The following is a 12,143-nucleotide window of genomic DNA, read 5'->3' on the forward strand; positions in this document are numbered from 1 at the left end:
TCTCGCGCAAGCATTCGGCGTCTCCGCATGATCGACGCAGGATGTTTGCTGCAAGAGTGATGCATGATGGACAGTGGTGGGGCACGCATTGACGATGTCAGGCGTTCAGGATTTTCGCTTCCTTGGCGGCGCTGAGAAATGCCACGCGCGCTACATCCGGTGCGCTGCCCCCGCCGAGAACCTTCATGCATGCCATACGAGCCTGGATGCGGCGCGCGGTTTCTCCAATGGGCCAGCGGTAAAGCAGCATTTCGGCGGCTTCGCGGGTGCTCGAAACACTGACTTTGCCCGAGGACAGCAAAACGGTCACGGGCTCTTCGAACGTGCCGACATCTCGTTCGCAGGTCATATGCTGGTCTCCTTTCGCAAACCTCCCCAAGACTTTACGGGTGAACCATCCGTTCCGTTGCGTCACGTTTGTCCCGGTGGGCGAACATTCTGTGAGGACGGGAGCTCGTCCAGAGCGCGCGCTTGATCGCTCAGACTGGACTCGCCAACGCGTTGCGGTCCTCAAACAGCGAGAACCGTCCTTATCGCTACGGGCCACTTGCCGGCGCAGGCATCCGCAGACGGAAGTCAATACTCATTTCTGGGGATGGAAATCTCGCGTGCAGATCGGCGAAGCTGGGCAAGAGGAGTGATCGTCATGACCGTTCTTGCCCATAGCATCGCCAGCGACCCCCACGGAACGTGGCGGGCCGTCTTCTTGCCTGAAGAGCTGCATCTCTATTTGGAGTTCATCGGCCAGGCGCCGGCACAAATCCCGTCCACTGGATGAGCCTCGACGGCTTCCTTGCACGGCGGCCAAAAGATGCTCTCCACCAGCGGGCGCGCTGTAGAGTTTCGCGATTTTCGCCACAGCGACGATATTGGACACCAGGGTCCGCCGATCCATCAAGGCAACGGACGCCATCTTGGATCGGCTAGTGGTCGATGCTCACGACGACAAAATTGCTCGGCGTCAGAAGATGTCCTGGCCAGCATGGGCTGGCTGATCATTGTAGCTCTCCGTCGGGTTTGCGCGCCGGCCTTAGCGGGCAGCGGATAGGCTACTTGGCGAGGAAGTCCGTGATGAGCTTGACCGTAGCGTCCGGGTTTTCCTCCATGATCCAGTGACCGGAGCCCGGTACGATCCCAACAGTCACATGGGTCGCGACATAGCGTAGATCGTCTGCCTGGGCCGTGCCGAAAGACTTTTCAGCGCCAACGGCTAGCACCGGCATCGAGACTTTGCCGCCCTTCGCCAACAACTCCTTGTTGTCCGCTGCATCCTGGTTAAAGGCGGCGAATTGCTCGAAGGCGTCGTGCATGGCGTGAGGTCGCGCGTAAAGTACGGAGTAGTGCTTGCGCGTTGCTTCGTCGATGGCCTTCGGATTGGCTGACAACTCGTTCCAGAAACGGTCGAGATAGATACGCTCGCGCCCTGCTACCAGCCGCTCCATATCGGGACCACGAAAGTTGAAATGCCACAGCAACGGCAGGCGGATGATGTTGTCCCAATCGCCGATGCCCGGCAGCGGCGCATCGATCACAACCCAGCGGGTGACTCGGTCGCGATACTGGGCGACGAAAGCGTAACCCACCATGTTGCCGATATCGTGGGTGACGAGGTCGGCCTTCTCGATCTTCAGATGGTCGAGGATACCGGCAATGTCGACGGCCTGGTTTTTCTTTGTGTAACCGGTGTCGGGATGGGCGGACAGTCCCATGCCGCGCAGGTCTGGCACGATTACGGTGTGATCTTGCATCAACTTTGCCGCAACAGGCGCCCACATGTCGCCACTGTCGCCGAAGCCGTGCAGCAGCACGACGGCGGGGCCCTGTCCCCCGATGCGGACATTAAGGCTCGTGCCGTTGGTTTCGATCGATTGCGTCTTGAAGCCTGGCGGGAATGGGACGACCCGCGCCGTGGCCGGCAAGCTAGCGAGCAGCAGACCTAGCACTGCCATGATCATCCTACACATGTCGTCCTCCGTGAACGTTGTTGCACTGAGCCATGCCGACGTCGGCGTGTCGCTGCCGATCCGATGAGCAGCATAAGGACTCGCAGACGGCCCTAATAGCTCGAATCGCCGTCGATTGAACGAAGAAGGCCTTTGTTGTGTTGCGTGATTCAGAATTGGTAGCATCAGGGCATGTTGGGTAAGACTGTATGTCGCCTCTGCCGATGTGGTGGCTCGTCCTCCTGTGGTGAGGATCGGCTCGGCCCGCCCCGAGCAACGCTCGGACGCGCACTGTAGGGCGAGCCAGCTCATCGCAGAGGCGGACATACGGTCTTACCATGATGAGTAGCGCCAAGCCTCACTATGAAGCCATCAAGGCCTTCTCACTGAGGATCTGAAGAAGATCGCCGTGCCCACACTGGTCATGCATGACGACGATGACAGGTCGTGCTGATCGACGATTCGGGCAGGCTGTCGGTCAAACTTCTTAAGAACGACACTCTGAAGGTCTATACGGGTTACCCGCACGGCATGCTGACGACGCACGCGGACGTCATCAACCACGACTTGCTGGCCTCCATCGAGGGCTGAACGTATCTTGGGGACGCGTTCGCGTTCGCAAAATGACGTGGCGGAATTTGGCCCGCCACGTCCATCTTTGCCGGCCGCAGGCGACGACCACTGACTGAACTGCCTTTCCGGCCATCTGCTTTAGCTGTGGCGTTGGCGTCGCTTTGCCCCGAGGTAGAGAAGTCGTGCATTGAGTGGCGGGCACAACCGGATCCGGCCGTGTCACTTTCGCCGTCGTGCCGGGTTCGAACCCGCACGGCACAGTGAACAATCGCATCGCGCCGCATTTCGGCCGTGGAGGGCGGCTTCGCCTTGCTTCAAGCAGACCCGTTTAGCGTGTCTCGGCCCGCCGCCGGAATTCCTCGGCGCTGTTCCGCATAGGGTACGGCTGCTCCGGGATCGGGACGCCAAGATGGCGGCATAGCGGCTCCCATCCTTGCCCGAGTGCATGCACGAGCAGTCGGCCAGGCGGCACAGTGGTGAGTATGTCGTGCCGATGTGATTCGTAGACGGCTATCGCGTGAGCGCGATCGACGCGTCCTCCAAAGACCTTGCCGAAAACGAGGGTCTCCCCCAGAGAGTCCGGGTCGACCTGACCGCGGCGCGTCACCTGAAACGCGCTTTCGATACTTGTCCACCAGCTTTCGGACGAGCGGTCCGTGTGAACGATCCGTGCTTCCGGATACGCTTCGATCAATTCGCGCCAATAATGAGAGGAGGGCCAGTCCACGCAGGATGAGTAGCCCTCAAACAGACTCTCCCAGTCTGCCGACGCACCTTTGGCTAAGGCCCTCCAGCGCTGCTTCTGAATGGCGCTCCCATCGACTTCGAACATGTGATGGCAGGGTCCGAAGCCCAACAGGTTGAGCGCCTCTCGCATGGAGTCAGTTCCGGTGCGCCCGAAACCCGTTCCGATGACCTTGAGCGGCATGATAGCCCTCCACCGTGCCTGCGCCGAACCGGATCATTTATCTCCGCCAGCCGAGCACTATAACAGCTGTTTTCGCGAAAGTACGTCTTGCGGCCACTGCCGGTCCTTCGTTGCGCGCCTCACTAGCTGACCTTCAGGCACTGGCGGAGTCTGGCCTTCGCGGGCCCCATGCGACTATTCCAAAACTTCTAAAATTGGCGACACGGCAAGTCACGGGCATCGCGTCCTACACCTTTATCGGAAGAGCATTTGATCATAGCTGTGGATACGGAATACGCCTCTGAACAGATTGGCGAATGTCGCCTGCATCGCGCGCCTGGCAGATCACGCTGCCACACCGGGTATACAAGGTGGTAACGGCAGAGCCGCCGCCGGCCGGCGTGTTGGTGGTGGCCGTGCGCCGGCCAAACGCGTCATAGGTCATGCCCGCCGCCCTGCCAGACTCTCCGGGATAGACGATGCCGATCAGCCGAGGTAGCACGCCACAACTTGAGACGGTTTTGATCGAGATGATTGTCCAAGCGGCAGATTTTCCGGCGGCCAGCTTCGATACCGTAGCGGGCGACTGCGCCGACAAATGTGGAGGCCGAATACTCTTCAACGTTCGCGTTGACAGCCATGTGGATGTTCAGCGAGTTGCCGCCATCGCGAGCAAATCTGACGAGGGGACGACTCCTTTGCTTTTGCTGTTGGATCGTACGGGGACGTCGATCAAGATCCATGAGGTGCCGGTTGAGGACTACCCGTTGGTAGTCTCCATCGCCCGTTGGGCCAGATCAGCCCCTTCACTTGCAAGCCATCACCAGCGTCAATGTCGAGGTTACCCTGCTCCTGGACGCTGTCGCGTCGGAAGCACGGCCGGATTAGCTGAATTGCGGACCCAGCCGATGTTAGCGGGGCCTACGCGTTATGATCGGGGTCCACTCCTCGTGCTGCTTTGTGCATTCCACATTGCCTTTCTATGCGACTTCCAAGCACAAAGCGTGACCATCGACCCAGAATGGCTCTGGTGTCCCACTCGCTTAGGCAGCCAAAACCTGACAATGCTGGTGCCGCTGCTGAGGTCGCGGTTGCGCCACCCTGGCAGATGGTCTGCTTTCCGCGTGCGAGCTGACCATTGCCAAGGTAGAAAATTCACTCTCCCACCTCCGAACCCAGGCGACGTTGTCTTTTCGCAGACCGCGTGGACTTCAGGCGCCGAACCTGTCCACCGCAAAGGGTGCTATGCGCGCTGGATCGCCGCGACCAATGATCAGCTCGGCAATCAGGCGCGCCGTGATCGGCGCCAGCGTCAGGCCGAGATGGCCGTGGCCGAAAGCGTGGATCACCCTCGAGCTGCCGCGCGACGGGCCGATGACCGGGCGGGAATCGGGCAGCGATGGCCGGAACCCGAGCCATTCGGATGAAGGCTGGCCGAGTTGTGGAAAGAACTGCCTGACACCGCGATCGAGCAGCGCCAGCCGGCGCGCATTTGGCGGCGCTGCAAGTCCGCCGAGCTCGACGGTTCCGGCGACACGCAGCCGGCCGGCCATCGGCGTCATGTAGAAGCCGAGATCGACCGGACAGACCGGACGATTGAGCAGAGGCGCTTCGGTCGGAAATTCGAGATGATAACCGCGTTCGGTCTCGAGCGGAATCCTGTCGCCGGCCTGTATGGCCAACGCCCGCGATTGCGCGCCCGCGGCGATAACCACCGTGTTCGCCTTGATGTTAAAGCCGGAACCGCTGAGCCTGACACCGTCCGCCTCAACCCGCAGTCCGGTTATCTCAGCCTGCGCCACCGAAACGCCGCGGTCGGCCGCGGCATCGAGCAGCCGCCGCATCACTGTCTCGGGATCGGTGACATTCATCGAGTCGGGGAAGTACAGACCGCTGGCCCCGGTCGCGGGCAGGCCAGGCTCCAGCGCGGCCACCGCTTCCGGCGTCAGAACCTCTTGATGGACGCCAAACCCGGCGCGCAGCGCCCTGCCCCCAGCGGCCTTGGCGAAATCGCTCTCGCGGCGATACAGGTAGAGACAGCCGTTGCGGCGCGGCAGGTCTGTCAGGTCAGCCTCCTCCACCATCTCTTCCCAGGCCGGCAGGGCCTCGGCCAGTAAACCGGCGAGCGCCAGCGCATTGGCGCGGGTGGCGGCGGGAAGCGATTGCCGCACGAATTGAACCAGCCATGGCGCAAGCTGCAACAGCGCCGGCCAGCGCAAGGAAAAAGGGCTGTCGGGATCGAGAAGCAGCTTTGGCAGCGCGCGCAGCAGAGCCGGATTGCCGACCGGCATGCAGGCATATTCGGCGATCGTTCCGGCATTGCCAAACGAGGCGCCGGAGCCCGGCTCATTGGGGTCGATGAGCAGGACTTCGCAACCCTCAGCTGCGAGCCGGAGTGCAGTTGCCAGTCCGACAACGCCGGCACCGACGATGGCGATTTCGACCGATTCCGACGCTGCCATCTTTAAATTCCTAGACGAAACCAGGCAATTGAAGATGGCCGGCAGATAACAGTTCGGCCATCGAGTTCAGGGCCGTGCGCAGATCGTCGAGCGAGCGCGCAGCGCCTACATTGATACGCACGCCGTGCTGTACCGGCTCGCGCCCAACGGCGAAGGCATCACCCGGGAGCACGGCAACGCCACGTTCCAGGCAGGTGCGAGCGAAACCCGCGCCCCGCCACGGCTCCGGAAGGCGCAGCCAGGCGTGGGTCGAGGTTGGGTGGTTCTGGACATCGTAGCGGCCGAGGATTTCAGTGAGGATGGCCTGGCGCTGGCGCAACTCCTGCTTCTGCGTTTCTATGATGCGCGCCGCCAGGCCCTCTTCTATCAGCCGCGCGCCGATCAGCGCCGTCAAGGGACTGATGCTCCAGCAGTTGATCCGCAACGCCGCTGCGACCTGGCCGGCTATGGCGCGTGGCGCGATTACAAAACCGAGGCGCAGCCCTGGGGCAAGACATTTCGACATGGCGCCGATATGGATCGTCAGTTCGGGCTCGAGGCTGGCAAGCGACGGCAGCGGATTGTCTGCCAGGGGGCGGTAGACGTCATCTTCGATGATGAGGACGTTGTGGCGGCGGGCGACAGCTATCAGCTCGTGCCGGCGCTCTTCGGATAACGTGATGGTCGTCGGGTTGTGCAGGGTCGGCACCAGGAAGACCGCGCGTGGGCGGAGCTGCGCGCAGCCCGCATCGAACGCGTCGGCCCGCATGCCGCCACGGTCCATCGCGACGCCTCTGAGGTCGAGCCCATGCACCCGGCACAGTGCGTTGATGCCCTGATAGGTCACTTCGTCGGCGAGCACGACCTCGCCCTGCCTGGTCACCGCGCCAAGCACGCAATCCAGCCCATGCTGGGCGCCCGCCGCCAGCACCACGCGGCCGGGATCGCCTTCCCCCGCCACCGGTCGCATCCACTCGGCGATTGCCATCCTCGCCCAAAGCGGCCCCTCGGGCGGATGATAGTCCTGAAGCGTGGCATAGTGCCGGTCCTTCGACAGGCGCGGCAGCAGCAGCCCAAGCGCATCGAGATAGGCCGAGGTCGCAGGTCTGTTGACGGAAAGATCGATGACGCCGGTGTCGTCGCTCGGCGCTGACACGAAACCTGGCCTTTCGCCGCCATTGCGGGCCGCGACCGTTGTGCCGCGTCCGGGCCGTGCTTCGAGCAGGCCGCGCTGCTGCAGCGTCGACAGTGCGCGCGTCACCGTGGTGACATTGATGCCCAGCGCGCGGGCAATCTCGCGCTGCGGCGGCAGCCGGTCTCCAACTGCAAGTGTGCCGGCCGTGATCCGTTCCGCAATAGCGTCCGCAAGACGCCGATAGACCGGGCCTTCATCCGAGGCGAGTTGCAGGTCCTGAAGCATGCGGATTGGCGGTTTCGGTGTGTTGACGCTCTGGCTATCGGCGCATCTAGCATAAGACAATGCTCCAGACAATAGCACTTGTCCGGCAGGTATTTTTAAATCCGGCCCGAACAATCTCACACAATCCCGAAGAAAGCCGCTTGACGGCCAAACTTGTCTGCATCTATGGTTCTTTTGCGATCGATTGTGTGAGCATACAAGTTTGGTTTGCCGCCATTGTGCGGCAGCGTCATGCGAGACCCATACATGCACGGTAAACGCCACCTCGTTTCGACATGCAGCTTCTGCCGCAGATCGACGGACTTGCGTCCGTGATGGCCGAAGCGACAGCCCTGTCGCGTGACAGCGCCGGTCCTGCACGGGCAGCCGATGCCGGCAGCCAAGGATTTGTCGAATTCATCGATGTCGAGAAATCCTATGACGGCCGCACGTTCGCGGTATCGCGGCTGAACCTCGGCGTTGCGCGCGGCGAGTTCCTCACCCTTCTTGGACCCTCCGGTTCGGGCAAGACGACGACGCTCAACATGCTTGCAGGGTTCGAACGGCCGACCAGCGGCGTCATTGCGCTTGAAGGCCGGTCGGTCGACAGGCTGCCGCCCTACGAGCGCAACATCGGCATGGTGTTCCAGAACTACGCGCTGTTTCCGCACATGAGCGTCGAGGAGAACGTCGCCTTCCCGCTCTCCGTCCGCAAGATTACCAGGACGGAAGTCGCAGCCCGCGTCGGCCGCGCGCTCGACATGGTGCGGCTGCGGCAGTTCGGCGACCGGCGGCCGGCACAGCTTTCCGGCGGCCAGCAGCAGCGCGTCGCGCTTGCCCGCTCGCTGGTGTTCGAGCCGAGCCTGGTGCTGATGGACGAGCCGCTCGGTGCGCTCGACAAGAAGCTGCGCGAGCACATGCAGCTCGAGATCAAGCAACTTCACACGATGCTCGGTGTCACCATAGTCTATGTGACGCACGACCAGAGCGAGGCGCTGACCATGTCGGACCGCGTCGCCGTTTTTAACAATGGCGGGATTGCCCAGCTCGGTTCGCCGGATGATCTCTACAACGCGCCGCAAACTTCGTTCGTCGCGAGCTTCATCGGCGAGAACAACACCCTGCTCGGCAAGGTCGAGCGCGTCTCTGGCAAGGAGTGCCGCGTCGCGCTGGACGGCGGCGGTTCGGTAACAGCGCTCGCCATCGGTGTTGCGGAGGGCGATGCCTGCCATGTCGCTATCCGCCCGGAGCGGCTGAAGCTTGCGCCCGCCTCGAACGGAGCAAATGGGCTGGCCGCCACGGTTGAAGGCCGCATCTATCTCGGCGACCACCAGCGTCTTTTGGCCCGGCTGGAAAACGGACAGGTGCTGACCGTCAAGGTCGGCCCCGAAATGACCATGGGCAACGGGGGACCGGTCACGGTTTCCTGCGCGCCCAACGACTGCCGTGCCTTTCCGGCAGATGCCGCAACGGACGGTTCCATCTCGAAAACAGGGGAATAACAACAATGAAAATTACAAGAGCCCGGCTGTTCGCCTTTGCGGCAGCCACAGCATTCATCACCTCAGGACATGTCGCCTTCGCCGACGAGCTTTCGATCATGGCCAGCGGCGGCGCCTGGCAGGATGCCCAGCGCAAGGCATGGTTCGAGCCGTTCAGCAAGGAGACCGGTGCCAGGATCGTCGAGCAGGAATATCTCGGCGATCTCGGCAAGGTCAAAGCCATGGTCGACACCGGCAACGTGCCGATCGACCTGGTGACGGTCGAGACCGCGACCGTGCTGCAAGGTTGCGACGCCGGCATTCTCGAGCGCCTCGACTATTCCAAGATCGCGCCGCGCGAAAAATTCCTCGAAGGCTCCGCGCTCGACTGCGGCGTCGGCCTCGACGCCTATGGCGACGTGCTCGCCTATGATCCCAACGTGCTGAAAGAGGCGCCGACCTCGGTGCTCGACATCTTCGACACGACCAAGTTTCCCGGTAAGCGCGCGATGCGCAAGTTCCCGGCGCAGAATTTGGAATGGGCGCTGATGGCCGATGACGTCGCGCCGGCCGATGTCTACAAGGTGCTGGCCACGCCGGAAGGCGTCGACCGCGCCTTCAAGAAACTCGACACCATCAAGAAAGACATCGTCTGGTGGGATGCCGGCGCACAGCCGCCGCAGCTCCTTGCATCCAAGGAAGTGGTGATGACCACCGCCTGGAACGGCCGTATCCAGAACGCCATCGACAAGGACGGGGCGCCGTTCAAGATCGTCTGGAACAACCAAATCCTCGAATACGACATGATCGCCATTCCGAAGGGGGCCAAGAGCCCGGACCTGGCCTACGAGTACCTTGCCTATATCAGCCAGCCGGAAATCAACGCCAAGCTGGCCAGCTACATCACCTACGGGCCGGTGCGCACCGATGCAGCGTCCTTTGTCGCGCCGGACGCCTTACCCAAATTGCCGAATGCGCCCGACCATATGAGCGCTTACCTGGTCGCCGACACCGAATTCTGGGGCGATTACGGCGAGGATTTGGTCAAGCGCTTCAACGCCTGGCTCGCGCAGTAGGAAAAATGACTGCGCTTGAGCCCACGAAGCTGGAACGGCCGCGCCTCGCGCGCGACCGGTCGGCCGCCGATATCAAGGCGGCGAAATCGATCACGGCAAAACTTCGGCGCGCCGAGTTCGGCGATCGGCTGCGGTCACTGGCGCTGGCGGCGCCTTTGCTTGTGCTCCTGGCGCTGAGCTTCGGCATCCCGATCGTCCTGCTGCTATCGCGCGCCGTCTATGACCCGACGATTGCCGACGCTTTGCCGCAGACCAGCCAGGCGCTGCTCGGCTGGAACGGCGCGGGACTGCCAGGAGATGCCGCCTTCCTGGCCCTTGCCGCCGACCTCAGGGACAATCAGGCCATGGGCACGGCATATGAGCTCGCCAAAAGCCTGAACGCCCGCCTGCCCGGTGCGCGCAGCCAGGTGCTCAAGACGGTACGCCAACTTGAGGCTGCCGACAGGCCGCCGCTGGAGGTGATGAAAGCCGTGCCGTTCTGGTCGGCGCCCGGCACGTGGCCGGTCATCGAGAGCGGCACCCATAGCGTGACGTCGTTCTACCTGCTGAGCGCGCTCGATCTGCGCTGGAACGCCGATGGAGGCATTGAAAGAGTGCCGCCGCAACAGGCGATCTTCCTGCAGGTGTTCATGCGCACATTCTTCGTCGCCGCGGCGGTGACGCTGGCCACGCTGATACTGGGCTTCCCCCTCGCCTATCTCATCGCCTCGGTACCCAAGGGCCTCGCCGCCATCCTCATCGTCGCGGTGCTGCTGCCATTCTGGACGTCGATCCTGGTGCGAACCGCCGCCTGGACCGTGCTCCTGCAGAAATTCGGCCTGGTCAACGACCTGCTTTTGTGGCTCGGCATTGCCGACGACCGGCTTGACCTGATGTACAGCCGCATCGGACTGATCATCGCCATGACCCATATCCAGCTGCCGTTCACGCTGCTGCCGATCTATAGCGTTATGCGCACGATCCCGGCCTCGCAGATGAAAGCCGCCTATTCGCTCGGCGCAAAACCCTTCACCGCGTTCCGCCGCGTTTATCTTCCACAGGTTTTTCCGGGCGTCATGGCCGGTTGCCTGCTCACCTTCATTCTGTGCCTCGGCTACTACATCACGCCGGCGCTCATCGGCGGTGCAAGCGACCAGCTGATCAGCAATTTCATCGCCAACTACGTCAATGTCGAGCTGAACTGGGAGATGGCGGCAGCACTGAGCTTCATCCTGCTCGTCTTCACCCTGGCGCTGTTCGGCATCTTCGCCCGCATCCTCGGCCTCGACCGTCTCAAGCTGGTGTAGCCATGCTGCTGTCTCCCTATCCGACGACAGGCGAAAGAATCCGCATCATCCTGCTGTGGCTATGGTGCGGCATGGTGATCCTGTTCCTGCTCGTGCCGATCCTCGTTCCCGTCCCCTTGTCGTTCAACAGCGGCGCCTTCTTCATCTTTCCGCTGGAGGGAATTTCGACGCGCTGGTACGCGGTCGTGCTTGGCACCCAACGCTGGCAATCGGCGATCGGCAACAGCCTGATCGTTGCGTTCGGGACGACGCTGATCGCGACGGTACTCGGCACGTTGACAGCGATTGCGCTTTCCGACAAAAAGTTTCCCGGCCGCCGCATCGTCATGCCGCTGCTGCTGTCGCCGCTGATCGTGCCGGTGGTGATCACCGCCGTCGGCTCTTATCTGTTCTATGCCCGCGTCGGCCTGGCCAGCACCTATGCCGGCATCATCCTGGCGCACACCGCGCTCGCCAGTCCCTTCGTCGTCGTCACGGTGGGAGCGAGCCTCACCGGCTTCGACCGCAATCTGATGCGCGCTGCCGCCATCTCCGGAGCAAAGCCCATCACGTCGTTCTTCAGGGTGATGCTGCCGCTGATCCTGCCCGGCGTACTGTCAGGCGCCGCTTTCGCCTTCGTTACCTCGTTCGACGAGGTCGTCGTGGTACAGTTCCTGGCCAGCGCCAACCAACGCACCATGCCGCTCGAAATGTTCATCGGCTTGCGCGAGAAGCTCTCCCCGGCAATCACCGCCGCCGCGACCCTGATGATGGCGCTGTCTATAGTGCTCCTGGTCGTCGCCAACCTTCTGGTACGGCGTAGCCAGCGTCGGCCAAGCGCGAGCGAGTAACTCGTGGCCTTGCCGCTCCAATGTTCCCGCAGTTTATGGAAGTGTTCCCGGTCCCTGGTCGGCGATCGTCGGAAGAGACGGGATGGGCACGAGGCGGTCATTGAAAGGTCCGTTCGGGATCTAGTTGTGTGCGTCAAGTTCTGCAAAATGGCGTGGCATTGCGTTGACGTCGGCGTGTCCGCCGCGCAGCCCCCGTGTTTAGCGGAG

General features: G+C 62.3%; 11 protein-coding genes and 1 pseudogene. 6 read left to right on the top strand and 6 right to left on the bottom strand.

What is annotated here, in order from left to right:
* Nucleotides 1-97: 97 nt before the first annotated feature.
* Nucleotides 98-349, bottom strand: coding sequence for a DUF982 domain-containing protein (locus NKH59_RS32425; RefSeq protein ID WP_352473282.1), 252 nt, complete (start codon nt 347-349; stop codon nt 98-100).
* A 297-nt stretch (nt 350-646) separates the two neighbouring features.
* Here NKH59_RS32425 and NKH59_RS32430 point away from each other — a divergent pair, with 297 nt between their 5' ends.
* Nucleotides 647-778 carry a hypothetical protein gene (locus NKH59_RS32430; protein WP_352930064.1) on the top strand — a complete coding sequence of 44 codons (132 nt, stop codon included), beginning with the start codon at nt 647-649 and terminating at the stop codon, nt 776-778.
* Nucleotides 779-1,049: 271 nt separating this feature from the next.
* Here the strand turns inward: NKH59_RS32430 and NKH59_RS32435 are convergent, their stop codons facing one another.
* Nucleotides 1,050-1,964, bottom strand: a complete 915-nt coding sequence (locus NKH59_RS32435) for an alpha/beta fold hydrolase (RefSeq protein WP_353024315.1) — start codon at nt 1,962-1,964, stop codon at nt 1,050-1,052.
* A gap of 317 nt (nt 1,965-2,281) precedes the next feature.
* On the opposite strand from NKH59_RS32435, the pseudogene NKH59_RS32440 reads away from it, so the two are divergent.
* Nucleotides 2,282-2,534: pseudogene (locus NKH59_RS32440) on the top strand (alpha/beta fold hydrolase); the annotation flags it as partial.
* 310 nt (nt 2,535-2,844) lie between these two features.
* Here NKH59_RS32440 and NKH59_RS32445 read toward each other — a convergent pair.
* The 4 genes from NKH59_RS32445 to NKH59_RS32460 all read right to left on the bottom strand — a co-directional run bounded on the left by NKH59_RS32445 (nt 2,845) and on the right by NKH59_RS32460 (nt 7,284).
* Nucleotides 2,845-3,444: a sulfotransferase family protein gene (locus tag NKH59_RS32445; RefSeq protein WP_353024301.1), complete on the bottom strand. Its 600-nt coding sequence runs from the start codon at nt 3,442-3,444 to the stop codon at nt 2,845-2,847.
* A gap of 253 nt (nt 3,445-3,697) precedes the next feature.
* On the bottom strand, nt 3,698-4,021 hold the full coding sequence (locus NKH59_RS32450; protein ID WP_353024303.1) for a hypothetical protein: 324 nt from the start codon (nt 4,019-4,021) through the stop codon (nt 3,698-3,700).
* 613 nt (nt 4,022-4,634) lie between these two features.
* Nucleotides 4,635-5,885 carry an NAD(P)/FAD-dependent oxidoreductase gene (locus NKH59_RS32455; RefSeq protein WP_353024306.1) on the bottom strand — a complete coding sequence of 417 codons (1,251 nt, stop codon included), beginning with the start codon at nt 5,883-5,885 and terminating at the stop codon, nt 4,635-4,637.
* Nucleotides 5,886-5,895: 10 nt separating this feature from the next.
* On the bottom strand, nt 5,896-7,284 hold the full coding sequence (locus NKH59_RS32460) for an aminotransferase-like domain-containing protein (RefSeq protein WP_352542796.1): 1,389 nt from the start codon (nt 7,282-7,284) through the stop codon (nt 5,896-5,898).
* Nucleotides 7,285-7,598: 314 nt separating this feature from the next.
* Between NKH59_RS32460 and NKH59_RS32465 the strand changes: the two genes are divergently transcribed.
* From NKH59_RS32465 to NKH59_RS32480, 4 genes are read left to right on the top strand one after another with little or no spacing between them, the layout of a single operon-like run.
* Entirely contained in the window at nt 7,599-8,765 is a 1,167-nt protein-coding gene (locus NKH59_RS32465; protein ID WP_502904362.1) for an ABC transporter ATP-binding protein, read from the top strand.
* A 5-nt stretch (nt 8,766-8,770) separates the two neighbouring features.
* On the top strand, nt 8,771-9,820 hold the full coding sequence (locus tag NKH59_RS32470) for an ABC transporter substrate-binding protein (RefSeq protein ID WP_353024308.1): 1,050 nt from the start codon (nt 8,771-8,773) through the stop codon (nt 9,818-9,820).
* A gap of 5 nt (nt 9,821-9,825) precedes the next feature.
* Nucleotides 9,826-11,106: an ABC transporter permease gene (locus NKH59_RS32475; RefSeq protein ID WP_353024310.1), complete on the top strand. Its 1,281-nt coding sequence runs from the start codon at nt 9,826-9,828 to the stop codon at nt 11,104-11,106.
* Between the two features lie 2 nt (nt 11,107-11,108).
* Nucleotides 11,109-11,936, top strand: a complete 828-nt coding sequence (locus NKH59_RS32480; RefSeq protein ID WP_353024313.1) for an ABC transporter permease — start codon at nt 11,109-11,111, stop codon at nt 11,934-11,936.
* Nucleotides 11,937-12,143: the final 207 nt, after the last annotated feature.

Source organism: Mesorhizobium sp. M0998 (assembly GCF_040318885.1).
Taxonomy (GTDB): Bacteria; Pseudomonadota; Alphaproteobacteria; order Rhizobiales; family Rhizobiaceae; genus Mesorhizobium.